This window comes from Kitasatospora sp. NPDC017646 (assembly GCF_044329365.1).
Lineage (GTDB): Bacteria > Actinomycetota > Actinomycetes > Streptomycetales > Streptomycetaceae > Kitasatospora.
The window spans coordinates 534,011-559,582 of sequence record NZ_JBIRJC010000001.1 but is presented as its reverse complement, the minus strand read 5'-3'; the positions used below and the strand labels follow the sequence as shown (position 1 = coordinate 559,582).

The window sequence follows — 25,572 nt, the reverse complement described above, 5'->3', positions numbered from 1 at the left end:
GCGGGTCAGACGGCGGGTCAGGCGGATCCGAGCTTGCGGACGGCCCCGGCGAGCGCCTCGGCCGTCCGCCGCACATCCGCCTCGGTGGTGCGCCAGTTGCTGAACGCGGCGCGCAGGGCGGGCCGGCCGGCGTAGCGGGTGGGAGTGAGGAAGGCCTCGTCGGCGAGCTCGGCGGCGAGGGCGGCGATGCGCTCGGCGGTCCGGTCCTCGGAGAGGGTGAAGCAGACGACGTTGAGGCGGACCGGGGCGAGCAGGTGCAGGCCGTCGATCGCGCCGATCGCCTCGCCGAGCGCGCGGGCGCCGGTGACGCACCGTTCCACGATCTCGCGGTGGCCGGTCCGGCCGTAGGCACGCAGGGTGAACCAGGCGGCCAGGGCGCGCAGCCGGTGGGAGTTCTCCGGCGTGAGGTGCACGAGGTCGGGGTGCTCGCCGATCGGGCCGAGGTAGGCGGCGGCGTTCTGGAAGACCCGGGCCTGGAGGTCGCGGCGGCGGGTGAACTGCACGGCGCTGTCGTAGGGCACGTTGAGCCACTTGTGCAGGTCCACGCAGACCGAGTCGGCGAGGTCCAGTCCTGCCACCAGCTCCGCGTGCTCCGGCGAGAGGGCGGCGAAGGCGCCGAAGGCGGCGTCGACGTGCAGCCAGAATCCGTACCGGTCGCGGAGCGCGGCGATCGCTCGCAGGTCGTCGAAGTCGACGGTGTTGACGGTGCCGGCGTTGGCGACCACGATGCACGGGCCGTCCGCCCGGGCGAGCGCAAGTTCCAGCGCGGCGACGTCCACGGCCTCCCGGCCGGGGAGGGCGGGGACGGTGGTCAACGCGGTGCGGCCGAGGCCCAGCACGGACAGCGCCTTGGAGATGCTCGAGTGCGCACTGCCCGACAGCACCCGGACCCGCCCGAGAGCGGCCACTCCGTCCTCGGCCACGTCCACCCCGAGCCGCTCGCCCAGCCACTCGCGGGCGATCGCCAGGCCCACGGTGTTGGACATGGTGGCGCCGCTGACGAAGGTGCCGCTGTGCGCGGGGGAGAGTCCGAAGAGTTCGCGCAGCCAGCCGACCGTCTCCCGCTCCAGGTGCTGGCCGGCAGGGTCCAGCGAGGAGTTGGAGTTCTGGTCCGCGGTGGCGGTCAGCCAGTCGCCCACCAGCGCGGCCGGGGTCGCCCCGCCCGTCACGAACCCGAAGTAGCGTGGCCCGGCACTGGCCGACAGCCGAGGCTCCCAGCGCTCGCCGAACTCCGCCAGGGCCGCCCGCAGGCCCCCGCCGTCCTCGGTCAGCGGCCCCGACGGCGTCGGCCGGTCGGCCTGCGGCGGGATCACCGGGCGGTCGTCGAGTCGGGTGAGGAAACCGACCGCCCGCTGCCGGGCCTCCTCCAGGAGGGCGGGCAACTGGTCGAGGTCGGCGGCGAGGTCGGGGTGCATGGGTTCTCCGTTGATCGGTTGTCAGGCCGAGGGTAGAGGGGCGCGGCGACCCTGTCGCGGGCCAATCCGCAGCCGGTGGCCTGAGCGGACGGGGGCGTGGGCGTGGCGGGTCCGGGTCGCCGGTTCGTCGGGTCGCCGGTTCCTCGGTCCCTGGCTTCGGGGGTTCGTGGCTTCGTGGCTTCGTCGGGGGAGGCGGCGCGGGGCCGGGGCAGGGCCCCCTCACTGGTGGTCGGAGAGCCGGGGGAGGATTCCTCCGCCGCGGTTCGGGGCACGCGCGATGCGACCGAGGAACCGGCACGAGGAGAGGAGGCAACGGTGAACGACATCGCGCAGGGAGGTGCCGGAGGTGTGCCGCTGCACCACGGCTCCGATGAGGACGGCCGCGACGATCCCCGGGCCCCGGGGACGAACGGCCGGGACGGTGACGGACCGGGCGGCTCCGGTGCGTCGGGGACGTCCGGGCAGGCCCCCGAGGATCCGGTCGAGGACCAGGGGGACGCGACCACCGCGCAACCCGGTCGGGCGCGCCGGCTCGGACCCGACGAGTCGGAGGAGTCGGAGGAGGCGTGATCCGGTCGTCGGACGCGTCCGCCGACGCCTGACGGCGGAAGCCAGGCTCCCGGGGCCGGAGCGCCCCGGGGGCCCGGGCCGCGCTCGCCCCCCGGGGCCGGTCGGTGTACCGGCTGGGTCACATCCGCTGCCGGGGCCTGCGCACCCACCCTCTGACCTGGGGATCTCCGGCCGCGCTGGTGTTCCTCACAGTGCCGGCGGCGCACGGTCCTCCGATCGGTGCGGCAGGGTTTGGCCAGAGCGCACGGCGGTAGACGCGTGCCCGGGGCGGGTGGAGGGAGGACGGCTCCGCCTTCCCGGGGCGGCTTCGAACACCGGGCGGTGTCGGCCGCTCCGTTCCGAGAACCGAGAACCGTCCGGTCGACTTCGGGAGGACCCTGTGATCGTGCCCAGCGTCACGACCCGGCCGTCCGCCGCCCCGGCGGCGCAGCGAGACGGGAGGGTGCGCCGCGACGGCTACGCCCGGCTGAGCGCCGCCGATCTCGGCATCGACACCGAGGTGCTGGCGGCGGGCTTCGCGGGCCTCGCGGACGCCTACCGGGATCTGCCCCCGGATCCGTACGCACGGGGAACCAACCGGTTCCGCCGCTACTCCCACGCCGTCCACCTGCCGTGGACCGGGGAGCTGTCGTACATCCCCGGGGCTCCCGACGACGAGTTCGGCACCGCCACCGAGTACTGGCAGGACGAGCACAACCCCGAGTACCCGCGCATGCGCCGAAGGCTGCCCGACATCCCGACCGCCCTGCACGGCAACCGGCTGCTCGACGCCCTGATCCGCGCCGACCTCGACCGCGCCCTGTGGCTGGAGGACCTGCACCGCGTCCCCGTCTACGTGGGCGTCCACCTGATCGCGCTCGCTGTCCGGGACCGCGAGCAGGTTGCGGTTTCCTCACCGAACTGCCTGCACCAGGACGGCGGTTCACCGACGACGTTCACCTTCGCCCATCTCGTCGGGCGGTACAACGTCGAGGGCGGCGAGAACGTCATCGCCACCCCGGAGAGCGCCGGTCGGCAGCCCGACGACCTGCCCCCCGGGGCCGTCCACGCCCGGTTCGTCCTGACCGAGCCCCTGGACGGGTACGGCGTGCACGACCGGCGGGTCAGCCACTACGTCGGCCCGGTCCGTCTCGGTGACGAGGAGGCCGAGGGGCGGCGCGAGATCCTCATCGTCGGCATCGCGCCGTACGAACTGGGGCTGTAGCCGGCGGCGCCGGTCACGGTTCACGCCGGGGCAGTCGGGCCTGCCGGACCGGCCGGGAGGCCAGGGCGTACACCGCGCCGAGGCAGGAGAGGCCGCCGCAGGCGAGGAAGACCGGGGTGGCGCCCCAGGCGCCGATGGCGGCGCCGACCAGGGGGTAGCTGAGCGGCGCGAAACCGACCATGGTGAGCATCACGACGGAGGTGACCCGGCCGAGGTAGGCGGGATCGGCGGTGGTCTGCACGAGGGCGCCGTCCAGGCTGCCGAAGACGCCCGCGCACAGGCCGGTGAACGCGGCGAGCACGGCGGCCGACCACAGGGCGGGGACCACGCCCATGACGGCCGCCCCGGCACTACCGAGCAGCAGGGTGGTGGCCATGGTGAGGCCGGCCCGGGGCAGCCAGCCGGCGACGGCGAGCAGCGCGGCGCTGGCGGCGGCGCCCGCGCCGAAGCAGGAGACGATCAGGCCGAGGCCGGACGCGCCCCAACCGCGTTCGGCGTTGAGGAGCACCATGCCGACGTTGAGGGTGCCGGTGAGGCCGAGTTCGCAGACGGCGCCGACCAGGACCAGCGGTCCGAGCAGGCGGTGGCGGCGGATGTAGCGCAGACCGTCGAGCAGATCGGCGCGGGCGGTGCGCGATCCGCTGGGCGTGGCCGCCTCGTCGTTGCGCGGATCCGGCGGCCGGATCCGGACCGACAGCAGCAGGGGCAGCGACAGGGCGAACAGCGCGCCCGCGATGGCGAAGGCGACGGCCGGACCGCCGAGGCCCATGGCCAGCCCGCCGATCGGCGGGCCGGCGATCTGGCCCAGGCGCATCGCGAGGGAGCGCAGGCCGGTGACGCGGGCCAGCTGGTCGGCGCTGGTGATCCGGGGCGGAAGGGCGCCGACGGCGGGGACGAACAGCGCGTCGACGGCGCCGAAGACCAGGGCGACCGCGACCAGCAGCCAGAGGGCGGGCGTGGTGAGGGCGATGGCGGCGGCGACGGAGAGGATGAGCAGGCAGCGCAGGGCGTCGCTGCCGAGGATCACCCGGCGCGGGTCGAGGCGGTCCGCGACCACTCCTCCGCCGAGCATCAGCACCGCCCGGGGCAGCGCGCCCGCCGCCATCACCAGCCCGACCTCGGTGGGGCCGGCGGCCCGCTGGGCGGACCAGCCGAGGGCGAGGAAGTAGACGGCGTCGCCGACCAGGGAGGCGGTGTAGGCGGCGAGCCAGCGCAGGACGTTGGCGTCGCGGTGCGCGGGGGAGGCGGGGCGTAGGGAGGGGGTCGTCTCCAATGTGGCCATGAGCGGGCTCCTGGGGATCGGCGGACGCGTCAGGGGCGGAACGGGAAGCCGTACAGGTGGACGGACACGTGCTCGCGGTTCTCGCTGTCGCCGGCCGCCCTGGCCGCCTTGCCGCGCTTTCGCCAGCGGCGGCCCAGGGCCTGCAACTCGTCGTTCAGTTCAGCGAGTTCGGCGGCGGTGAGGTCGAGCAGCCACTCGGAGGTGAAAGCCGCGTCGGTCCACTCCTTGCCCCAGGCGGCGCCCTGGTCCAGGTAGGTGCGGACCTGGGCGGCGCGGCTGTCGACCAGGCCGCGGGTGACCGCGCCGACCGCGGCCGCGCCCTCGGGCGTTCCGGTGAGGTCCGACTCGCGGAAGCCCCAGCCCTCCTCGGAGGCGACCTGCCACCACCGCTCCCGCCCGTCGGCGCTCTGGCTGGTCGCCTCGACGACGAAGCCGAGCTCGGCGAGTTTGCGCAGGTGGTAGCTGACCAGGGACGGCGCCTGGTCGACCTGTTCGGCGAGCTGCGAGGCGGTGGCGGTGCCGGCCGCGTAGAGCAGGCGGTATAGCTGCATCCGCAGGGGGTTGGTGAACGCCTTGAGGCGGGAGAGATCGGTGATCAGGTCCGGCCGGGGGGTTTCGGGCATGCTTCCACGATAGGTGTGAAGGAAAAATTGCGCAATGGAAACTGCGCAATAGAAATTTCGGATCTCGGGGGCCGTCCTGCGACGGCGGAGCCCGACTCGAAGGCTCAGAAGGCCTGTTCGGCAGGTGAGGCGGGCGCACCGGGCGACTCCCGCACGGTGGGTAGCAGGAGGACGGCGAGATTCGCCGTGCTCACCAGGGCGGCGCCCAGCAGCAGCGGAGCCGTGGTCCCGACGGCCGCCGAGACCGGGGCGGCGACGGCGAGACCGAGTGGTCGGGCGGCGAAGGAGATCAGCGTGTCGAACGATCCCACCCGGCCGAGGGCTTCCGGCGGTATGCGGCGCTGCATGGTGGTTTCCCACAGCGGATTGAGAACGCCGACTCCGAACATCCCCGCGAAGTAGGCGGTCGTGACGATCGGGATCGGCAGCAGCAGGGCGAACGCCGTCAGCGGGAGCGCGAAGACCGCGGCGCCCACGGCGACACCGACCAGGGGTTGACGTATCGGCAGCCGGGGGGCGGCGTAGACACCGGCGACCATCCCCACCGTGCCGACCTCCGCGATGACGACCCAGGCGGTGTCTCCGCCCAGGTGACGGACGGTGATCATCGGGGCCAGGGTGAGGAGGAGCCCCGCAGTCAGGTGCCACACGCCGTGTCCGAGGACGTTGGCCAGGAACCAGGGATGGCGGCGGGTCTCGGCCCACCCCTCGCGCAGTTCGCCCAGGAAGGCGCTCCGCTCGGCGCGCTGGAGGCGGTCCGGCCGCAGGCCGCCCAGAGTGGTCGCGGACGCGATGAACAGCGTGCCGGTGAGCAGCGAGGACCACCCGGCCCCCACCAGCAGCATCAGACCGCCGGCGGCTGCGGGAGCCGCGATCTGAGCGAGCCCTTGTGCGGCCCCGAGCCGTGCGTTGGTCCGGAGACGCTCGGGCCCGGCCACCACAGCGGCGACCAGCGTGCGGACCGCTGGTGTCCCGAAAGCCACGGCCGCGCCCGTGAACGCCGACAGAACGGCCAGATCGGGGATCCGCACCCGGCCGCCGAGCAGTTCCGTGCCGATCGCGAGTTGCGCGGCGGCGCGTACCAGGTCCGCCGTGAGCACGACCCGTTGCGGTGGGAAGCGGTCGGCGACCACTCCTGCGACGGGGAGCAGGACGAGCATGGGGACCAGCTCGCAGGACAGTACGAGGCCGAGGTCCACGGCCGAGCCGGTGCGGACGACCGCCAGGGTGAGCGTGGTCGGGATGAGCGCGGTCGCCAGAGCGGCGACGGTGCGCCCAGCCAGTAACCGGCGAATCGGAAAGATCATGCGGCGCACGGTACTTCGTCGGCCTCGGCTCAAGCGTCGGGCGGTGGCGCTTGCAACCCGTCACAACTGCCGAGACCGCTGTTTCCTGGCCGACGGGCGCGTCCGGCCACGACCGTGGCGGTCCGGGCCCGCCCGAGGGTCGGGACGGCGCCGCACTCGGCGTAGTCGACGCGGACGCCGGGCAGGCCTCGGGACCAGGCGGTGGCGATGGGGGTGAGCTGGGCGCGGGGCAGTGGGGTGGGGCCGAGGCCGATCGGGAAGTGCGTGCGGCCGTCGCCCGTGCGGTAGGGCTGGGGCCAGGCGTGGAGGTGGGTGGCGCCGGCGTCCTCCAAGGCGGTGAGCAGGGTGCGGAGCCGGCCGCGGACGGGGCCGGCGGCCTCCTGGTCGGCGCTGATCACGGCCCAGGCGGCGTGCCGGCGGTGCAGTGCGGGCGGGGCGAGCAGGGCGGGCCAGGGGTCGGGGCTCGTGGTGGTGAGTTCCCAGGCGCGGTAGAGCTCTTCGGTGAGCAGGTCGCGGGTGTCCGGTCCGACCTGGGCGGTGCAGCTGCGGACGGGGGCGGAGGGGGTGAGGACGGTCAGCGGGGCGGCGCTCCGGTCGGTGGACTCGTCCGTCGACTCGTCAGTGAGTTCGTGGGCGAGGGAGACCGGCTGACGCCAGTCCCAGGAGGCCCAGGTTTCGGTGAAGCGCTGGAACAGGTCGCCGCCGGTTTCACCGGATGCCGAGAGGACGGTACGGGCGGCGAGCACCGACCAGGCGAGTGAGGGCAGTTGGCCGAACGGCGCACCGTCCAGGCCGCGTGCCCGCGCCCAGGCCTTGACCTGCCGGGCCAGCCGGACGAAGCGGGCGTGTCGCTCCCCGAGCGCCGAGAGGATCGCCTCGGCGTCCGTCACGGCGCTCAGCGCGACGGCAGCCGCCTCGCCCAACTCGGCGCGCCGGGACACCGCTTGGGCCGGGTCGAGCGATCCGGTGAACACCACGGCAAGATCGACGGTCAGTCCGTCCGCCTCCAGCCTCAGCCCCGGCACCCGGGCGCCGCGCACCTCCCGGACCTGCCGGGCCCGAGGCACGGCGGCAGTCACCCGGGCCAGCACCCCGCGAAGATCGGCCGAGCCGGGGAGCGCGGCCACCAGGTCCAGGTCGCCGCCGTCCAACTGGCATCCCAGATGCCGTGAGCCGACGGTGTGGACCACGCCCTCGGGCAGCACCGAGGCGATCCGCCGGGCCAACTCGGCGGCGACGGCGGTGCGTTCGGGCGATTCGGTGTCCGGCGACACCACCGGTTCCTCCGGCAGCACCCGCACCTCGCCCGTCCCGAGCGCGACCACCGCGCGCGGGCGCATCGGCTCGTCGCCCCGGCGGGAGAGCACCACCAGCTCGCCCACCCGGGCGTCCATGGCGTTCAGCCGTGCCGTGCAGTCCGCGGCCACCCGCTGCGGGTCGGCGCTGCGCCCGAGGCTCAGGTGCGGGGTGAAGCCCCCGGCGTGGTCCCGGCAGCGGGGGAAGCGGCGTGCGAGGGCGTGCCGCAGCGCGGCCCAGGGTCCGGGCGTGGCGGCGGCCGGGTCCAGCCAGACGGTGGCGTCCTCGCGGTGGCCGAAGGTGTGCACGCCGTCCAGCCGGGCGGTGAACGGGGCGACCTCGGCGGCGGCAGCGCCGAGCAGCGGCAGGGCACGGTCGAACGCGGACTCCGGGACGAAGCCGAACAGCAGGTTGACGTGCGGGGGCCAGCGCCGCAGCTGGGGGTCGTGGGCCGCGCGCAACTGCTGGATCGGCGGCCACAGTTCCTCGGGCGGCAGCCAGGCGACGGCGGTGCGGGCGGTGGGCGCGGCGTCCAGCGTCCCCGGGGCGGAGGCGCTGCCGGGGGTGAGGTCGACGGCCACGCCGTAGTGGTCGGAGGGGTGGAGCCCGTCGGGACCCGGCCGGTCGCCGAGGAGGGCGGCCGCGGTGGCGCGGGCCCGGTCGGAGCGGTGCAACACGCGGTCGATCCGGCCGGGCCGGCCGGTGAGCGAGGAGACGGCGGCGAGCGGGTTGACGGTCGGGTCGAAGGTGGGGGTGTCGTCGGCCGGGCCGTGCACCTCGGTCCAGGCGTCCCGCAGGCCGAGGGCGGCGGCGGGGCCTGCCGGGCCGGAGCGGGCGTCGTTGAAGTCCCCGAGCAGCAGCAGATCGCCCTCGACGGCGGCCAGTGCCTCGGCCAGCCGGGTGAGTTCGGCCTGACGGCGGGCGGGGCCGTCCGTCGAGTGGTCGCTGCTCAGGTGGACGGCGGCGACGGTCAGCGGCCCGTCCGCGGCCCGGACGGTGACGGCGGTGACGGCCTTGTGCGGGCCGAGCACGTGCCGTCCGGCCTCCAGTACCGGGAGCCGGCTGAGCAGCAGGAGCCCGTACTCGGCCACGTCGCCGCCGGACGGGTCGCCGCCGAGGACGTAGCCGTCGCGGACCCACGGGGTCTCCAGCAACTGGGCGGCCAGGGCCGGTTCGACCTCCTGGAGGGCGATGACGTCGGCGTCGGCGGCCTCCAGTTCGGCGAGCAGCAGCGGCCGGCGGCGGGCGGTGGCGATCCGGTCGGCGTCGTAGCGGTCCCACAGGGTGTTCCAGGTGACCACGCGCAGTGTGTCGTCCGGGCCGGGCACGTCGGTGCGGGCCTCGTGGGGCTGCCAGCCGCCGTCCGGCCGCCAGGCGTACGGGGTGGTGGCGGTGAAGAAGGGTGAGGGCAGGTGGCGCGGTTCGGTGCGGCGCCCGGCTTCGGTGGTGTCCAGGACGTCCACGCCGGTGGTGCGGTCCCACACCACGACGCCGTCGGCCTCGACCCAGCGGACCCGGTGCCAGGGGACCTCGCCGGAGGCGGCGAAGGCCTCCAGCGGGACGCGCTTGGTGCGGTCGTCGCGCTGGCGCACGCCCAGGGTGAACCGGGCCGGGTCGAAACGGGCGTCCCAACGGATGCGCTGGCAGACCTGTTCGATGGGGCGCATCAGTCCTCCTCGGAGTCGAGCGTGCCCGCCGTGTCCTCCACCGTGCCACCCGGCCCGACGTACCAGGTGCGGTGCGCCTGGCCGGGGTGGGGCGGGCTGAAGCGGTGCAGTTGGGCGGTGAGCACCTCGGACGGCACCGGGTGCGGGCGGACGGCGTTGCGGCGAAGCAGCTCCTGCTCGCCGACCAGCAGCACCACCTGGGTGACCAGGGCGTCGCGGCGCCGGGCGACGGCCTGGACGTGGGAGCGCTGCTCGCGGTTGAGCGAGGTGGCGTCCCAGACGGCGGTGGCGGCCGGGTCGGCGAGGGCCGCGTCCAGTCGTGCCAGGCCGGTGCGCAGCACCTCGGGGTTGTTGCGCTGCTCGGCGCGCGAGCCGAGGGCGGCGCGGAGGTCGTCCAGACTGACCCGGGCGGAGACGCCGGGCAGTGCGGCGGCGAAGGTGCTCTTGCCGCTGCCGGACGGGCCGCTCAGGTGGACCAGGCGGGGGAAGCGGCCGTCCCGCCAGCGCCAGGTGGCGGCGACCGCCTCCTCGACGGTGGTGATCCGGCCGAGCGCGTAGGCCTCGCGTGCCTGGGCCCAGCAGCGGTCGGCGGCATCGGGGTCGAGGCCGGCCAGCTCCTCGCGCAGGCCGCTGCGCAGCCAGGCCAGCGGGTCGGCGTCGAGCAGCCCGGCGTCCTCGGCGTACAGGGCGGACCAGGCGACCTGCTCGCGCTCGGCGGGACCGGGGGCGGTGGCCGCGGCCACCGCGTGCAGCACGCCGAGGTCGGCGGCGGCGGCGAGCCGGACCAGGCCGGCGCGACGCTCCTCGTCCGGGTACGGCTGCTGGAGGCCGGTGTGGAGGCCGACCAGGTCGGCGACCCGGCGGGCCAGCGGCAGGCCGAGACGGTCGGCCAGCCTGGGGGCGAGCTGGGGGGAGCACCGGGGTTCGGGCCGGGGTGCGAGCGGGGAGGCGGCCGACGGCCCGCGGGTGATGCGCAGCGCGGTGGCGAGCACGCCGGCCAGCCGGGCGTCGCCGGTGCGGCCGAGCTCGTCCAGCCGGGCGGACACGTCCGCCAACTCCTCAGGTGGGCAGTCGAGTTCGGGCAGTCCCAAGGCCTCGGCCAGCAACGGGAGTTCCGGCAGCGCGCCGGAACGGACGTCCCAGAGGGCGGCGTTCGGGCCACGGCCGTTCTCGACCACGGCGGCGTGCATCCAGTGGGTGTCGGTGCGCACGTGCTGCGGACGGACCCACTTGGCGACCCGGTCGCCGAACTCGGCCCGGGGAAAGCCCCGGACCGTCCGGACGACGTAGCCCTCCTGCCGGTCCAGGTCCAACCGCAGGGCGCGCAGCGCCCGTTCGTCGTACCGGCCGCGCCAGAGCACCCGGGGCGTCGGGATGCCGAGGCGGCGCAGGAAGCGGACGGTGTCGTCCCAGTCCAGGCAGCGGTCCCGGTCGGTCCAGACCGAGAAGCCGTGGAACCAGCTGTCCAGGTCGGCGTACGGGATGGAGTGCCGGGCGAACAGGTTCTCGCCGCAGACCCGCCAGCCGGCCGGGATCCGGGGGCCGACCCGGCTCTGCAGGCCCTTCACCCACGCCCGGGAGGGGTGGTGGGCGGAGTCCAGCGAGCGGGCGTGCAGGCCGTCGGCGTAGAGCGTGGTGTTCTCACCGTCCAGCTTCTCCGTGACGACGACCTCCGCCCCGGCCAGGCCGGAGAGGTCCCCGGTCCGTACGTCGTCCGCCGCAGCCCCTGGTGACCAGGGGAGATGCGGCGTCCGGGGGTAGTGCACACGCATGTCCGGCTCCCTGACGTCCTTGATCCGGCGGACACTGTAGGAGCGGACGGAAGGGACGGGCCACCGAATATCGGACCGCTGCGCGGCTCAGTCGATGCGGTGCTCCCGCCAGAAGGGCGTCAGGTCGACCGAGGTCGCGGCCTGGGCGGCGGCCTTGAAGTCGGCGGTGGTGGAGACTCCGTACCAGTGCGCGCGGGCGTAGTCGTGCAGCAGGGTGGTCATCGTGTCCGGGCCGATCAGTCGGCGCAGTTCGTGCAGGGCGCAGGAGCCGCGGTCGTAGATGACCGGCACGTAGCGGTCCGGGTGGGTGTCCCAGTAGCTCATCGGGCCGGTGAGGCGTTCGTCCGCGGACTGCCAGGGTGTCCTGGCGGTGCAGCCCTCGCCGGTGTCGCCCATGGCGACGGCCATGGAGTACTCGGCGAAGGACTCGTCCAGCCAGGGCGCGCGGTACTGGTCGTCGCCGACGATGCCGTACCACCACTGGTGCGCCAGCTCGTGGATCACGGCGGAGGGCCGGACCCGGTCCAGGACGAAGGCGGGGTACTCCATGCCGGCGAAGTCGAAGCGGTTGTCGAGCACCGTGGCGAGGTCCCCGTACGGGTAGGGGCCGTAGTGGGCGGCGTGGTCGTCGATGGTCCGCAGGGACAGGTCCAGCATCGCCTGGGCGTCCTTCGGGGTGATGTCGGTGACCGAGTAGACGGAGATCCGTACGCCGCCCGCGGAGCGGCCCGCGATGCGGCTGAACGGCCCGGCGGCCCAGGCGAATTCACGGACGTTGCGGGCGCCGATCCGGGTGACCGTACGGCCCGGCTCGCCGGGAGTGTCGACGGCGGTGCCGGTGGCGGGGACCAGCAGGTCGGTGGGGTGGTCCAGGGTGACGGCGAAGTCGGAGCTGAGGCCGAAGAAGGACTCGCCGAGCTCGGAGTACGGGTCCAGGTGCCAGCCCGTCCCGTCGCGGACGGCGAGGACGGGCAGGGCGTTGCCGACGAAGCTGAAGGCGCCGTCGCGGCCGAAGCGGTCGATGCCGTCCGGGACGTCGACGGTGAGGTCGAACTCGACGGTGCCGGAGGCGGCCTGGGGTAGCGGGCGGGGGAGCGGGACGCGCAGGGCGGTGCAGGCGACCTCGTAGCGGTCCGGGGTGGCGCCCGGGGTGCCCTGGGCGCCCCTGTCCTGGACGCCTCCGTCCTGGAGGCCCCTGTCCTGGGCGCCCTGGCCGACGTGCAGGTCGGTCACCCGGACGGACGGGGTCGCGCAGCCGCCGCGGAAGTTGTCCCAGAGCCGCAGGTACACCTCGTTGAGGGGCTCGGGAGAGGCGTTGCTGAAGGCGATCCGCTCGTGGCCGCGCCAGTGCGCACCGGTGGCGTCGCTGCGCAGGTCGACGCTGTACGAGGGGGTGCCGGGGGTGCGCGTCGGGTCGGCGGCAGCGGCGCGATCGGGCGGGGCGGCGCGGTCGGGCGGGGCGGCGGCCACCGTCAGCAGCACGGCGAGGACGGCGAACAGGGGGTGGAGGCGTCGCACGCCGTGGACTCCTGTCGTTGGAAGGGGTAAGCGGGGGTGGTGCCGGGCGGAGAACCGGTCGGTTGCCCGGCGGTCGGCGCGCCGAGCTCGACGGTGAACGCGTTGAGCTTCGCGCATCCGCCGTTCCACCTCCTCGATCGAGGCGCCCACCACCCGGACGTACCCCGAGGTGTGGTCCGAGGCCGGCCGGGCGGCGACCGAGTCGCCGACACCGATCTTGAGAACGGCCTCGACCACCCAGGGGACACGCACCGGCTCCTCCGTCGGAGTGATCCGCCGGACCGTTCCCGCTCCCGGCAGCGGCAGGCTCCCCGCGCACCGGCGTACGGAGCAGTGCAGATCGGGCCGGATGCCCCGGTAGACGTCCAGCGTGGCGCCCAGGACACCGAAGCCGTACGCGCCCGTGGTGGCCGGGATCTCACAGCCGACCGGTTGCGGCGCCGTCTGACGGGTCATCAGCGCCCGTTCGGGCGGCTTCGTCGAACGCCTCAGCGGCGAAGGCCGCCAGGCCCCGCGCACCGTGTTCTCCGTCCTGCGGTGGCACCCACCCTCCGCGGGCACCCGCACCGACCGGCCCCTACACGCTGGGCATCCCCGGACCGGTGGAGGAACTCCTCGAAGCGCAAGTCCTCGACCCGGCAACCGACATCCGGTCCGCAGCTCCGCCCGGTGGGGTTCCGGGGGTGCGGGTGAGGGAAAAGTTTGGCGGGACGCCCGGGAAGTCTTGTATGGTTCGTCGCGAATCATCCAGAGGGGTGGAGGGACCGGCCCTACGAAGCCCCGGCAACTCCCCGTTCGACCCGGCGTCCGAAGTACGCGCCGTGCCGTCCGGGATCAGTGCCAACTCCGGCCTGTCGCCAACGTGGCGCGGGGAAGATGAGGAGACACGGTGCTCTCTGTGCTGTCCTTCGCCCGGGCGCTTCCCGCCCCGGCCCTTTCGCGTACCCGTCTCGTGCCCGGCGCAGGCAATCGGCTGCATTCGCAGGCCTGTCCTCGCTGACCACCCCGCTCCCAACCCACCGGAGCGTCCGTGAGCCCAACCCACCCGGCGCTCACGGGATTCGAGACTGGAGTACCCGTCCATGGAGAACACGAGCGGCGTCGGCGTGCTCGACAAGATCACCTCGATCCTCGGCACCCTGGAGGCCGGTCCGGCCACTCTTGCCGGACTCGTCGACGCCACCGGCCTGGCCCGGCCGACCGCCCACCGGATCGCCGTCGCCCTGGAACACCACCGCCTGCTCGGCAGGGACCTGCAGGGCCGGTTCGTCCTCGGCCCGCGACTCAGCGAGCTCTCCGCCGCCGCCGGTGAGGACCACCTGCTGGCAGCTGCGGGCCCGGTCCTCACCCAGCTGCGCGACCTCACCGGCGAGACCGCCCAGCTCTACCGTCGGCAGGGCGAGGTGCGGATCTGCGTGGCGGCGGCCGAGCGCCTCTTCGGCCTGCGCGACACCGTCCCGGTGGGACTCGCCCTGCCGATGAAGGTCGGGTCCGCGGCGCAGGTGCTACTGGCTTGGGAGGAGCCCGAGCGCCTCCACCGCGGCCTCCAGGGCGCCCGGTTCACCGCCACCGCCCTCAGCGGCGTACGGCGCCGCGGCTGGGCCCAGTCCATCGGCGAACGCGAGCCCGGGGTGGCCTCCGTCTCCGCACCCGTCCGCGGCCCGTCCAACCGGGTCGTGGCGGCCGTGTCCGTCTCGGGCCCGATCGAACGGCTCACCCGCCACCCTGGCGCCCAGCTCTCCCATGCCGTCGTCGAGGCGGCGGCCCGGCTCACCGAAGCACTGCACCGGCCCTGACCGGCCCGTCGCCTCCCGTCAGGTGCCGCTACCCCTCGTCGTCGAGCAGGGCGACGAACCGCGCCAGCGGGTCCCCGGTGAACGGGCGCAGTGCGGGGGCGAGGAGGCGTGCTCCGGGGAACCGAAGGCCGCCGAGGAAGGCGAAGCGGGTGGTGCGGTCGGTCTCCGGGCGGGCCGCCATCCCGCCGAGTACGAGGCGGCTCTGCATCAGGCACCAGCCGGGTGCGAGGTCGATCCCGAACGTGGCCCGGAGCCGGGTGCGGCCGTGGATCCGGGCCTGGAGCGAAGCCGTCCGGAGCGAAGCCGTCCGGAGCGAACCGGAAGGTGCGGAGTGGACGAGCTGCACCCTGCGGACGTCGGGGATCCAGAGCGGCATCGTGCGCCCCAGGTCCTGGGCGAGCGCCCAGACCCGTTCGAACGGCGCGTCGAGGACGGCCTCGCCGATCCGGGCTGCCCCGGGCGCGGTGGCGGCGATCACGTGCAACCGCCGGACCGGGTCGAAGTCGGCGACGGGCCACTGCGGCATCGGGGTGTCGGTCACTGCTGCCACGCCTTTCGGAAGCTGAGTCGGGCCCGGGAGAGCCGGGACTTGACCGTCCCGGGCGCGACCGCGAGCAGCGCCGCGGTCTGTCGCTCGTCCAGCCCTTCCAGGTCGCGCAGCAGCAGCACGGCGCGGTGCTCGGGGGAGAGCCGGGAGAGCACGTCGCGGATGTCCGCGGCGAGTTGGGGGTCACCGGGCGCGGGGACCTCGCCGAGTTCGGCCGGTCGCGAGCGCGCCGCCCGGGTGGCGCACCGCACGGCCTCCCGCACCGCGATCGCACGGACCCAGCCGTACAGAGCTGCGGGGTCCTGGAGTTGGCGCAGTTTGCGGAAGACCACGATGAGCGCCTCCTGGGTCGCGTCGGCGCCGTCGTCCAGCGCGATCGGGCCGCAGAGCCGACGGACGTACGGGGTGATCAGGTCCAGCAGCCGGCCGACCGCGAGTTGGTCGCCGCCCTGGGCGGCCCTCACCAGCTGGGTGAGGTCGGGCGGTGGCTCCTGCATGGTGCTCTCTCCGCTCTTTCTGCTGCTGTCGGTCGTCCCGCCGGCGACCAGGGTCCTCAGGCGGAGGCGCCGAAGCGGCGAAACGTTCCCTGTGGATTTCGCCCCGGTGCAGTGTTCCTCGTCACAGGAACGGATCGGTCGGCGGGGCGCTCCTTCGGGTGTCCGAGCGTCCTGAGACCCCGTGAGGTGACGGCATGAAGTCGACGAAGATCAGCAGCAGGGCCACCGCGGTCGGTGCGGTGCTGGCGGTGGACGGTCTGCTCCACCTCTACTGGGCCACCGGGCGGACCTGGCCGGTGGGCGGCACCGCCCGGCTCTCGCAGCTGGTGCTCAACACGCAGGTGCCGTTCACCCCACAGGGATTGGTGCCGCTCGCGGGGGCGCTCTTCTCGGGCGCGGCGCTGGTGCTGGTCCGGGGCGGGCGGCTGCCGGCCCTGGGCCGCCGACTGTCCGCGCTGCTGCCGCGCTGGGGGAGCCGGGCGGTGGCCTGCGGACTGCTCATCCGCGGCGCGGCCGGACTGGTCTGGGTGACCGGCGTCGGAGCGGACCCGGGCGACACCTTCTACTGGCTCAACCTGCTGCTGTACACGCCGCTGTGCCTGGTGCTCGGGCGGGCGGCCTGGCAGGTGGCGGCTTCGAGTACGGCGCCTGTGGGCACTGCGGCTACGGGCACGGCGTGTGTCGGCACTGCGGCTTCGGACACGGTGATGCGGGCCTGAGCGGCCGGAACCCGGACGGCGCCCCGCTGCTCCGCCTTCAGGAGGCAGGAGCCGCAGGACGCCGTCCGCCCGTCGTCCGGACCGACCGGGTCAGCGCCGCAGGTGCTGGACGGCGCGCGGCGCGGCGACGGGCGCTGCCGCGTGCGCCGCCTGTGCGCTCGGCGCGCCGGTGGCCGGGCTGCGCAGGGTGCCCGGCTGGAAGCGGCCGCTGTACACGTCGGTGGAGTTCAGCGGGTCGGCGCCGCTGGCGGTGACCAGGACCGGGCGGATCTGGTGGCCGTCGTTGATCAGCGACTGGTAGTCGCCGAGGAAGTGCCCTCCGGCGAATGGTGCCCGGAGCCAGTCGAAGACCGGCGAGATCTGCCGCTCGATCGGGCTGCCCTCGCCGCCGCGCGGGAAGCTGAGGAGCCAGGCGGCCGTGGGCAGGGTGGTGGTGTCGGCCGCCGTGAGGTAGCGCAGGTCGTAGTAGCTGACGGCGACGGTGCCGTCGGCGGTCACGGTGATGGACGGGGTGAACGCCGGGGCGCCCGGAGCCTGGTTGATCCGGGTCGGGCCGCTCCACGTCCGGCCGCCGTCGGTGGAGTGCACCAGCTGGATCGCGTCGTACTGGCCGCCGGTGAACTCCGAGCCCTCGTAGGCGAGGTAGAGCTCGCCGGTCTGCGGGTCGATGGCCACGCTCGGCAGTCCGGCGCCGGCCCGGAGGGACTTGCCGGCGTCGGCGGGCGCGTTCGGGTCGACCTCGGGGACGGAGGTGTCGGCGGCGACCCTGACCGGTTGGCTCCAGGTCCGGCCCTGGTCGGTGGAGGTGGCCATGCCGAAGTGCACATCGCTGACGGCGGTGGCGGTCCCGTCGGTGAAGGTGATCCAGTCGAAGAAGTCGTACAGCGTGTCGGTCCGCGGGTCGACCACGATCTGGTTGCCGATGGTCTGGCTGTTCGGCGTCGTGCTGGTGATGACGAAGGGCTTCGCCGGGGACCAGGTGCGGCCGTGGTCACGGGTGACGGAGATGTAGCCCGGTCCGTCGAAGGATGGTGTCGGACCGGTGGTCTGGTCGATCCGGTCCCAGACCTGGTAGGCGACGCCCGGGTGCACCGGGTCGGCGGTGACGGCGTTCTTGTCGTCGGTGATCGCCGGGTCGTTGTCGCCGATCAGCTCGGTGACGTGCTGCCAGCTGCGGCCGCCGTCGGTCGAGGTGGCGGCGGCGACCGCGCTGCGCGGCGTGGTGGCGTCGAAGACCAGGGCGCTGGCGTAGGCGGTGCCGTCCGGCCCGAAGCTGACCCAGCCGTCGGAGGCCCGCTGGTAGGCGAGCCCGCCCGGCGCGCAGTGGGTGAACGGCAGGGCGGTCTGGGTGAAGTGCACGCCGTCCGTGGTGTAGCTCGAACTCAGGCCCCGGGCGCCGCCGTTGGACCAGCGGTCCTGCTGGTAGACGGTGATCGTGTCGGCCGGGTCGAGCGGGTTGGCGGCGGCGTACGGTTCGTCCTCCGCGGACGGGTAGTTGGTGCCGGGACCGTCCGCGGAGAGGTCGCACGTGGCGTACGGGTCGCCGGGCGAGATCACGGCGAGCGGCGGACGAGCCGCATTCGTGCGGTCCGTGCTCCAGTCGGCCGTACTCGCACCGGCCGGTGTGCCGCCCGCGACGGCGGCGAGAACGAGCGCTGCGGTCGTGGTGGCGAGCGACGCTCTGGTGCGGAACTGCATGGAGACCCCCACGGTCGTCGGCGGCAAACTGCCTGGTGTCCTGGGTGGTGCTGCGCTGTTCCGGTACCGAACTTGAGTTGATGTTCGGTCGGCCGCGCGAGTCTATCCAGGCACGGGTGCCGCGCCAACGACCGGGACACGCTTCTTACCGTCTCGACACCACCCGCCTGGCCGACCGGTCGGCGGTACGACAGGCCCACCGGTCTTCGGTACGACCGGCCTTCGGTGCGACCGGCCCACCGGCCTTCGGTGCGGGAGGTCTACCGCGGGCCCTCCCGCAGGGCTGTGGTCGACTGCTCCCAGCCGTGCCACCAGAACAGCCCGCCGTCCCGGCTCGCCTCGGCGGCCAGCGCCGTCAGGTTCGCCCACGGGCCGTCCGGGATGCCGAACTGCGGCATTCCGGCGAGTACTTGGGCCGTCTCGGCGTCGACCGGGACCATGCAGACCAGAGGGAACGGTTCGCCGTCCGCCGTCCGTCCGGTGCCGTGGAGCATCGGATGCAGGGTGATCGGGTCGAGAAGCAGGGCGAGGTCGGCGGCCGGTACTTGCTCCGGTCCGTCCTGCCAGGCGAGGCGTCGGCCGCTCAACTCGGCCTTGGAGACGGCCAGTCCGTCGAGCCTGATGCCCTCCTCCGCGACCCGGAGTTCCACACCGCCCGGCCGGGACGGCAGCCGCAGCCGGTAGTCCCCGTACAGGCACGGGGGAACCTCGGGCACCGCCCGGACGAACGGAACGGTGACGCCGTCCACCTCGAATCCCGTCGGTCCGGCGAGCACCGTCGCGGTGGCGGGCTCGCCGTCGACGGTGACGCTGACCCGCAGGCGCGGGGCCGGGCCCCCGGTGCGCGGAGACACGTCGACGCGCACCCCCTCGCAGCTGTACCCGCCGACCAGGTCGGCGAGTGGCGGGAGCTCCGGCAGCGGGTACTCGGTCAGGCACACGGAGCGGCCTCCGACGGTGCCGACCAGTCGGCGGCGCCCGTCGCGGCCGGACTCCGTCGTCCTCCACTGCTACGACGAGGCGCGGGCGGCGTCACCCCTGTCCTCGGTGGCCTGAACACGGACCCCTCCCGTCGTTCCCGCCCCGGGCCCGCGCGGCCACGCGGATGCTGACCGGCTGCGGGTCACGCCTTCCGTTTGCGCGGCCTTCGTCGTCGCCGACGGTGCGGCCGGTGTTGCGCTGTGCTCCTCCAGCGGGAGCGCACCTCCTGGACGAGCGCCTCCCACTGCTGGAGGACTTCGTCGTCGGGAGGGCGGTCGCCGCGACGGACGCGGCAGAGTTCGTCGTGTACCTCTCGTCCCAGTGTCGCGGATCCGACGATGGCGGTCATCGCACCGAACAGGGTCGTCAGCGTCGCGAAGACCGCGCCCGTCGAGCCGTAGCGGCTGGCGTAGGAGTCGAACACGTAGGGCAAGTAGAAGGTCGTGCCCACCGAGTACACCGCGGTGAGTGCGGCAGCGACGGTACCGAACGGCACCAGGGTCGCGGGGCCGATACGTCTGGCGGACAGGATCCACCCGCTCCAGACCAGGAACGCCCCGGTCAGTGGCGCCACCAGCAGCGCAGCCCACAGACCGTGGCGCCCGCGGTCGAGAGCGAGGTGCAGCGAGACGTTGGCCGCCAGGTAAGCCAGCAGGCCGAGGATCCAGCGCAGGCCGTTCGGGGTGTTGCGCATGCTGAGCGGTCTGAGTTCCCAGGTCTGTTCGAACATCCGCTGCACCGCCCGGCTGAAGCTCAACAGCGAGACCACCAGGAAGACGGCGCTCAGGAGGTCCACGCCGGTGTCCGCGCCGGTGGACGGTGCCAGGACGTCCTGGACGGCCTGGGCCCCGTCACCGGTGAGTCCGTAGCGTTTGACGATGTGGTCGGCCACATCGTCGAGTCCGAGGAGGCCGAGGATCGCGCCGTAGAGGATCGCCAGCGGGACCATGGCCGCCAGCGCGGCGGACGCCAGGGCCATGGCCCGGTCGAAACCGGCCACCTGCTGGAACCGTCTGACAACGCGCAGCACGAAAGCCGGACGCAGCCAGAACGTCATCGCCGCGAGGATGATCTCGCGCTTGTCCCGTGCCGTTCCGACCTCCCACGCTCGCGACGACGATCATGCGAGCCTAGCCGGGCTGGTCCGGGTGAGCCCGGTTCCGACACCACCCTGGAGCACGTGCCGACCGGCTGGACGCACGCGCCGATCGTGCGGGTCCGGTCCGGTTGCGCGGCAGGGACGGGGTGTCAGCCGGGCGGCGTAGGCGAGGCGCCACGACGTCCGCGATCGCGGGCAGTCGGTGACGCGTCTGGCATGCTCGCGTGCGTGGACGGCGACCCCGCGGCGGAGCGTCGGCCGGGTGAACCCCGGTCGGCGCGCGATGCGGCGTTCCTGACGCGCTTCGACGCCGCGATGCAGCTTCCGATCCTGGTCTCGGCCGTTCTGCCGTTCGTGATCGTCCCGCAGTCGAGCGGGGTGGTCGGCGTCGTCGTCGGCATCGCCACCTGGCTGGTGTTCCTGGTCGACTACGTCGTGCACGTCCGTCACGTTCACCGCTTCGGACGCACCAGGCCGGGCTGCCTCGACCTGTTCGTGTTGGTGGCCACCGCACCCTGGTTCCTGCTTCCCGGCGCCTCCACGGGCCGTTTCGCGGTCGTCCTCCGCCTGGCTCGCCTGGCCCGTTTGGTGATGGCCAGCAGAGGAGCCCGGCACCTGTTCGAGCAGCTGGGGCGGGTAGCGGTGGTGGCGATCGGAATCGTGCTGGTGGGTTCGCTGACCACCTACCGCGCCGAGCACGCGGTCAACCCCGAGTTCGCGACGGTGGGCGATGCCCTGTGGTGGGGCATCGTGACCCTCACCACGGTCGGTTACGGCGACATCGTCCCCGAGACGTTGACAGGGCGCTGGGTGGCGGCGGCCATCATGGTCACCGGCATCGCCGTGCTGGGCGTGCTGGCGGGAGCCTTGGCGAGCTTCTTCCGGCTCGACCCGGGTGGGACGGCGTCCGAGGCGACCGGCGGGTCGCCATCGCCCACCGCCACGCCCGACAGTGCCGCCCTGGAGGCGCTGACCGAAGAGGTGGCGGCGTTGCGTCGCCAGGTCGTCGACTTGGCCGAGCGGCTCGCCGTGACTCGCTCGGAACAGCCCCCGGACGGGTTCGGAGACGGCCACTGAGTCATGCCCGCGTGGAGGCCCAGCGGGCCTCTGCCCGGTGAGTCCGAGGACGCGGACCATGCCGTGGGCGGCGCCCTCCCGCCTCAGGCCGACGCCGGCTGGGTCGGCGCGGCCGGGCCCGGTCCGTCCTACCTGCACCCCGGCTCGGGCGGCCCGGAGAACGACTTCACCAACCGCCGCGCCACTTCCGTCTCGGCACCGCGCGGGAGCCTGTCGATCTCGTGCGGCGGCCCCATGTGATCCAGATGACTTATGTCATGACACATGTGTTGTGCAATGTGTCCGATATGAACACTTCGGCGAAGAATTCGACCCTCGTCTTCATCCCCTGCTTCTCCGGCGCTCCGTGGAGCGCCGAGCAGCTCGCCCTCTACGGCGACGCCCCGAAGCGCACGCTGCGCCTGCCCGAAGGCGTCAACGACATCGAGCGCTACGCCGACCACGTCGAGAGCGCGGTCGCGGACCTGGACGACTTCGTGCTGGTCGGCGACTCGTGCGGCGCGAACATCGCGTTGGCGCTCGCCACCCGCCACCCGCCGCCCGCGGGGCCTGTGCGCCCTGGCCCTGTCCGGCGGATTCGCGGCCAACCCGGTCGACTCCAAGCCGTGGAAGGCCCTGATGCGGGCGATCGGCAAGGCCCGCGGCCCGTTCTACCGGCAGCTGACGCTGCGCGCCCACGCCCACCGCCTCGCCTCCCCGCTCGACGGTGAGGGCCAGGTGCCCTGGAGCGAGGCGCGCAGCCGTGAACTGTTCCTCGCCAACACTCCGGCCGGTTCCTTCGGCGCCCGGGTGCAAGCCAGTCTCGACCGCACCGGACGCCGACCACGGCCGCGCCCCGGCCTGGCTCTACGACGCCCGCGGCCCCACCGCCGACACCCCGCTCACGCTCGCCGAAGGCGTCGACCGCCTCGCCCGAGCCGGCCTCACCCACGAGCCCGGCCGGGAGCACCAGGTCGTCCTGATGAACGGACCCCGCCGTCGCCGGCACCTGGTCCTACCTCATCGCCGCCCCCGACCCCCGTGACCTCCACCACACGGAACAGCAGGTCCACCGGACCCTCGCCCTGGCGGGACCGACCTGACCCGCCGCACCCTTTCGGTCGGCCGGCGGCACGCTGCGGTCAGCGGCGCGGCGCGGTCTGGTCAGCGGCTGACGTGCAGGGCGCAGATGTCGTCGCGTCGGGCATCCGGGGTGACGAGCGCCTCGACGAGCCCGTCGAGGAAGGCCGCCGAGTCGAGGTGGGCCGGGGCGGTGCGGGCCAGGCGGGCCAAACCGTCGTCGATGGGCTCGCCCGGGTTCTCGACCAGGCCGTCCGTGTAGAGGAGCAGGTGGTCGCCGGGCAGCAGGTCGAGGGTGGCCGGCTCGTAGCGGGGCGTGTCGGTCGCGCCCAGCAGGATCCCTTCGGGGGCCGGCAGGTAGCGGGCCCGGCCCTGGCGAAGGAGGAGGGGCGGTGGGTGGCCGGCCCGCACCCAGGTCAGTCGGGAGGTGGCGGGCTGGTACACGGCCATGATCATGCTCGCCGTGTTGAAGTTCCGGTCGGGGGTGTGCAGCAGCAGGGTGTTCAAGCTGGCGAGGATCGTCGGCAGGGGCGTGCCCGTGATGGCCATGCCCTTGGCGGTGAAGCGCAGCAGGGCCATGGTCGCCACGGCGTCGAGTCCGTGGCCGGCGACGTCGCCGACGACGAGCAGCGCGTTGCCGTCGGGCAGTTCGATGGCGCTGTACCAGTCTCCGCCCAGGTTGAGCCCTTCCTGGAGGGGCCGGTAGGCGACGTCGACGGTGAGGCCGCTCAGGCGCAGCACCTGCTGGGGCACGGGGAGGAGGGTGTCCTGGAGGCGGGCGGCGAGGTCGCGTTCGGCGGCCAGCAGGCTCTGCTGGGCGAGCGCGTTCTGCTGGTGCTCCAACAGCTGCTGTTCGGCGTGTCTGGCGGCGGTGAGGTCCTGGAACAGGCCGTGGACCTGGACGGGATGGCCGTGGGCGTCCATTTCGGCCTCGGCGACTATCCGCACGTCCCGCACTGCGCCGTGGGGCAGGCTGAGGCGGAAGGTGTTGTCGATCGCTTCGCCGACCTTCAGCAGGCGCCGGACCGCGTCTTCCAGGGCCAGACGGTCCTCGTCGGCGTAGGCGGACAGGTCCTCCAGCGTCATCGGGCCCAGCGACCGGTCCCGCCCGAAGATCGAGTACACCTCGTCGGACCAGGTGATCCCGCCGTGGACCAGGTCCCGGTCCACCCAGCCCATCCGTCCCAGTCGCTGCATGAGCGCCAGCCGTTGCTGTTCGCGTTCGCCGCTGTCCAGGCGCTCCCAGGAGGCGACCAGTCCGCCCTGGCAGGACACGGCGCGCACGCTGTACCGGGACGTGCGCGGGACACCGGCGGCGGTCTCCTCGTAGACCAGCTCGCCTTGATAACCGGTCCTGGTCTCCAGCGCCCGAAGGTAGCCCTGCCACAGGTCGGTGCCGTCCACTCCCGGATACGTCTCCAGGATGCTCAGCCCGACCAGGTCCGGTCCTCGGCGCCCGCCGATGTCGACCGCCTCGGGTGAGGCGGCCACGAATCGAAGATCCTTGACCTCACCGGCGGGCCCGAACTCCGGCTGGAGGAAGACCGCCGAACCGGGAAGGACGGCCAGGACCTCCCGGACCACAGGCACGGCGCCGTCACTGCCTGCCGTAGGGCCACCGCCCGGCCCCGGCGCTGCCGGCTCCTCGTAGTCCACCATGCAACGAGCATGTCACGTCGCCGGTCCACCCAACCACCACGGCGCTGCCCCTGCTGAGAGCGACGGCGGAGGCGCCCCTGAGACGAGGGCGACGGTACCGGTGGGACGAGGCCCGCGGGGCTGCCGGCACTCCTCGCAGAAGCCGCCCGTGCCGCGGCGGGTCCGGATCGGGGCTGGGTGTCAGCGTTGGGCACGGCGGAAGGCGCCCGGGGTCCGGCCGGTCTCGCGGGTGAAGAACTTGCCGACGTTGGTGGGTTCGGTGAAGCCGAGGGCGCGGCCGATCGCGGCGACGGGCAGGTCGGTGTGGGCGAGGAGGCGTTGGGCCTGGAGGGCGACGCGGGCGTCGGCGAGCTGCTTGGCGGTGCGGCCGGTCGCGGCCAGGCAGGCACGGGTGAGGGTGCGGGGGGAGTAGCCGAGGCGGGCGGCGTAGTCCTCGACGGAGCGGGTGGTGGCGAAGGAGCGCTCCAGTTCGCGGCGGAAGGCGAGGTGGAGTCCGCCGCCGGCGCTGGGGCCTCCGGCGGGGTCGGGGAGGCGGGCGCTACCGGCCCGGGGCGGTCATCGGCGGGGTGTCCACCACCCGGAAGGAGATGCCCGCCGCGATCAGCCGGTCGATCAGCGGCCGCCCCATCGCCACCGCCGTGGTCAGCTGCCCGGCCCGGGGCGGCAGGTCGTCGTACGCCAGACAGAGCGCCGACTCCGCCAGCATCTTGGCGGTCTCCTGGTAGCCGGGGTCACCCCCGGACACCTCGGTGAGGACCGTCCGGCCGTCCCGCGCCCGCGCCACGAAGCGGACGGCGAACCAGGACCGCGCCCGCTGCTCCGCACCCGGCCCGTCGCCGGGCTTGCGCAGCCGCCCCACGGCCCGGCGCAGCAGCGGCAGTTGGGCGGCGAGGGCGACCGCCGCCACCGCGGCGACGCCGCCGAGGGCGACCGGCAGCCGTCGCACCGCCGCGTAGTGCGCGTAGCCGAAGTCCGGGCCGTACCCGTCCAGTGCGGCGGCCGAGCGGGACACCACCTGCGGGTCGATCGTGGGCAACGGCAGCGCCCACGCCCGGGCCGCCCGCGAGCGGTGCGGCCGTCCGGCGGGAGTGCGGACCAGCCGTCCCTCCGGCCGGGGCTCCGCCGCGCGGCGAGCCCGGGCGGCCCGGGCCATCGCCCGCGGTCGGGATAGGGCCGTCATCGCCGAGGCGAAGGTGCCGCCGGAGACGGTGCCGCCGGCGCGGACGAAGCCCTCGACCGAGACCCGGGGCGCCGGGCCACCGCGGCGCAGCAACTCCTCGACGGTGAACAGCACTCCGAGGTCGTGCGGCACGGAGTCGAAGCCGCAGGCGTGCACCAGCCGCGCGCCGGTGGCCACCGCCCGCTCGTGGTGCCGGAGGTACATCCGGTCGACGAACTCCGGCTCGCCGGTGAGGTCCACGTAGTCGGTGCCGGTGTCCGCGCAGGCCGCCACCAGCGGCTCGCCGTGCCGCAGGTACGGGCCGACCGTGGAGATCACCACCCGGGCTCCGGCGGCGACGGCACGCAGCGCCTCGCGGTCCGCGGCGTCCGCGACCAGCAGGGGGAGGCCGGCGCAGCGCGGGTCGACCTGCGCGAGCTTCGTCCGGACGGCGGCCAGCCTGCGCCCGTCCCGTCCCGCGAGTGCCCAGCGGCACCCTTCGGGCACGGTCCGGGCCAGGTACTCGGCGGTGAGTCCGCCGGTGAACCCGGTGGCACCGAACAGGACGAGGTCGTACGGGCGAGGCTCGGCCATCCACAGTCCCTACTCGCGGGTCATCGACTGCGC

The 25,572-nt window shown here is 74.0% G+C and carries 20 protein-coding genes, 2 pseudogenes and 1 riboswitch; of the genes and pseudogenes, 7 read left to right on the top strand and 15 right to left on the bottom strand.

The window, feature by feature from the left end:
* Positions 1–17: 17 nt before the first annotated feature.
* Positions 18–1,415, bottom strand: coding sequence for a pyridoxal phosphate-dependent decarboxylase family protein (locus ACH4J0_RS02705; protein ID WP_396235866.1), 1,398 nt, complete (start codon positions 1,413–1,415; stop codon positions 18–20).
* Between the two features lie 315 nt (positions 1,416–1,730).
* Between ACH4J0_RS02705 and ACH4J0_RS02700 the strand changes: the two genes are divergently transcribed.
* Together ACH4J0_RS02700 and ACH4J0_RS02695 are read left to right on the top strand one after the other, a co-directional pair.
* On the top strand, positions 1,731–1,985 hold the full coding sequence (locus tag ACH4J0_RS02700; protein WP_396235865.1) for a hypothetical protein: 255 nt from the start codon (positions 1,731–1,733) through the stop codon (positions 1,983–1,985).
* Positions 1,986–2,370: 385 nt separating this feature from the next.
* Complete coding sequence (locus tag ACH4J0_RS02695) at positions 2,371–3,189, top strand: 2OG-Fe dioxygenase family protein (RefSeq protein WP_396235864.1); 819 nt, start codon at positions 2,371–2,373, stop codon at positions 3,187–3,189.
* Positions 3,190–3,202: 13 nt separating this feature from the next.
* Here the strand turns inward: ACH4J0_RS02695 and ACH4J0_RS02690 are convergent, their stop codons facing one another.
* From ACH4J0_RS02690 to ACH4J0_RS02665, 6 genes are all read right to left on the bottom strand, one after another.
* Positions 3,203–4,471 (bottom strand): MFS transporter, encoded by a 1,269-nt coding sequence (locus tag ACH4J0_RS02690; RefSeq protein WP_396235863.1) that lies wholly within the window; start codon positions 4,469–4,471, stop codon positions 3,203–3,205.
* 29 nt (positions 4,472–4,500) lie between these two features.
* Positions 4,501–5,094, bottom strand: a complete 594-nt coding sequence (locus tag ACH4J0_RS02685) for an ArsR/SmtB family transcription factor (protein ID WP_396235862.1) — start codon at positions 5,092–5,094, stop codon at positions 4,501–4,503.
* 104 nt (positions 5,095–5,198) lie between these two features.
* Positions 5,199–6,401 carry an MFS transporter gene (locus ACH4J0_RS02680; RefSeq protein ID WP_396235861.1) on the bottom strand — a complete coding sequence of 401 codons (1,203 nt, stop codon included), beginning with the start codon at positions 6,399–6,401 and terminating at the stop codon, positions 5,199–5,201.
* Between the two features lie 29 nt (positions 6,402–6,430).
* The gene (locus ACH4J0_RS02675; protein ID WP_396235860.1) at positions 6,431–9,364 is read right to left on the bottom strand and encodes a poly(A) polymerase; all 2,934 of its coding nucleotides are present in this window, start codon (positions 9,362–9,364) and stop codon (positions 6,431–6,433) included.
* Positions 9,364–11,136 (bottom strand): RNA ligase family protein, encoded by a 1,773-nt coding sequence (locus ACH4J0_RS02670; protein ID WP_396235859.1) that lies wholly within the window; start codon positions 11,134–11,136, stop codon positions 9,364–9,366. The genes ACH4J0_RS02675 and ACH4J0_RS02670 overlap by 1 nt, the downstream gene beginning before the upstream one ends.
* Before the next feature lie 87 nt (positions 11,137–11,223).
* Positions 11,224–13,110, bottom strand: a complete 1,887-nt coding sequence (locus tag ACH4J0_RS02665) for a M1 family aminopeptidase (protein WP_396235858.1) — start codon at positions 13,108–13,110, stop codon at positions 11,224–11,226.
* A gap of 284 nt (positions 13,111–13,394) precedes the next feature.
* Positions 13,395–13,537, top strand: a riboswitch (SAM riboswitch).
* A gap of 199 nt (positions 13,538–13,736) precedes the next feature.
* Between ACH4J0_RS02665 and ACH4J0_RS02660 the strand changes: the two genes are divergently transcribed.
* Positions 13,737–14,450, top strand: a complete 714-nt coding sequence (locus tag ACH4J0_RS02660) for an IclR family transcriptional regulator (RefSeq protein WP_396235857.1) — start codon at positions 13,737–13,739, stop codon at positions 14,448–14,450.
* Positions 14,451–14,478: 28 nt separating this feature from the next.
* Here ACH4J0_RS02660 and ACH4J0_RS02655 read toward each other — a convergent pair whose 3' ends face one another.
* Entirely contained in the window at positions 14,479–14,991 is a 513-nt protein-coding gene (locus ACH4J0_RS02655) for a hypothetical protein (protein WP_396235856.1), read from the bottom strand.
* Positions 14,988–15,494 (bottom strand): RNA polymerase sigma factor, encoded by a 507-nt coding sequence (locus tag ACH4J0_RS02650; protein ID WP_396235855.1) that lies wholly within the window; start codon positions 15,492–15,494, stop codon positions 14,988–14,990. Before ACH4J0_RS02650 ends, ACH4J0_RS02655 begins: the two co-directional genes overlap by 4 nt.
* A gap of 194 nt (positions 15,495–15,688) precedes the next feature.
* Between ACH4J0_RS02650 and ACH4J0_RS02645 the strand changes: the two genes are divergently transcribed.
* Entirely contained in the window at positions 15,689–16,213 is a 525-nt protein-coding gene (locus ACH4J0_RS02645; RefSeq protein ID WP_396235854.1) for a DUF3995 domain-containing protein, read from the top strand.
* 90 nt (positions 16,214–16,303) lie between these two features.
* Here the strand turns inward: ACH4J0_RS02645 and ACH4J0_RS02640 are convergent, their stop codons facing one another.
* The 3 genes from ACH4J0_RS02640 to ACH4J0_RS02630 all read right to left on the bottom strand — a co-directional run bounded on the left by ACH4J0_RS02640 (position 16,304) and on the right by ACH4J0_RS02630 (position 19,949).
* Positions 16,304–17,911, bottom strand: a complete 1,608-nt coding sequence (locus ACH4J0_RS02640) for a sialidase family protein (protein WP_396235853.1) — start codon at positions 17,909–17,911, stop codon at positions 16,304–16,306.
* Positions 17,912–18,171: 260 nt separating this feature from the next.
* The gene (locus tag ACH4J0_RS02635; protein ID WP_396235852.1) at positions 18,172–18,852 is read right to left on the bottom strand and encodes a hypothetical protein; all 681 of its coding nucleotides are present in this window, start codon (positions 18,850–18,852) and stop codon (positions 18,172–18,174) included.
* Positions 18,853–19,034: 182 nt separating this feature from the next.
* Positions 19,035–19,949: a YhjD/YihY/BrkB family envelope integrity protein gene (locus ACH4J0_RS02630; protein WP_396235851.1), complete on the bottom strand. Its 915-nt coding sequence runs from the start codon at positions 19,947–19,949 to the stop codon at positions 19,035–19,037.
* A 123-nt stretch (positions 19,950–20,072) separates the two neighbouring features.
* Here ACH4J0_RS02630 and ACH4J0_RS02625 point away from each other — a divergent pair, with 123 nt between their 5' ends.
* The 3 genes and pseudogenes from ACH4J0_RS02625 (at position 20,073) to ACH4J0_RS02615 (ending at position 21,778) form a co-directional block, all read left to right on the top strand.
* Positions 20,073–21,068 carry an ion transporter gene (locus ACH4J0_RS02625; protein ID WP_396235850.1) on the top strand — a complete coding sequence of 332 codons (996 nt, stop codon included), beginning with the start codon at positions 20,073–20,075 and terminating at the stop codon, positions 21,066–21,068.
* A gap of 63 nt (positions 21,069–21,131) precedes the next feature.
* Positions 21,132–21,254: pseudogene (locus ACH4J0_RS02620) on the top strand (flavodoxin family protein); the annotation flags it as partial.
* A 101-nt stretch (positions 21,255–21,355) separates the two neighbouring features.
* A complete protein-coding gene (locus ACH4J0_RS02615; RefSeq protein ID WP_396235849.1) occupies positions 21,356–21,778 on the top strand; it encodes an alpha/beta fold hydrolase in 423 nt (140 codons plus the stop codon).
* A 433-nt stretch (positions 21,779–22,211) separates the two neighbouring features.
* On the opposite strand, the gene ACH4J0_RS02610 is transcribed toward ACH4J0_RS02615, so the two are convergent.
* The 3 genes and pseudogenes from ACH4J0_RS02610 to ACH4J0_RS02600 all read right to left on the bottom strand — a co-directional run bounded on the left by ACH4J0_RS02610 (position 22,212) and on the right by ACH4J0_RS02600 (position 25,539).
* Positions 22,212–23,717 carry a PP2C family protein-serine/threonine phosphatase gene (locus tag ACH4J0_RS02610; protein WP_396235848.1) on the bottom strand — a complete coding sequence of 502 codons (1,506 nt, stop codon included), beginning with the start codon at positions 23,715–23,717 and terminating at the stop codon, positions 22,212–22,214.
* Between the two features lie 249 nt (positions 23,718–23,966).
* A pseudogene (locus tag ACH4J0_RS02605) lies at positions 23,967–24,314 on the bottom strand (helix-turn-helix transcriptional regulator); the annotation flags it as partial.
* A 10-nt stretch (positions 24,315–24,324) separates the two neighbouring features.
* Positions 24,325–25,539 (bottom strand): saccharopine dehydrogenase family protein, encoded by a 1,215-nt coding sequence (locus ACH4J0_RS02600; RefSeq protein ID WP_396235847.1) that lies wholly within the window; start codon positions 25,537–25,539, stop codon positions 24,325–24,327.
* Positions 25,540–25,572 lie beyond the last annotated feature (33 nt).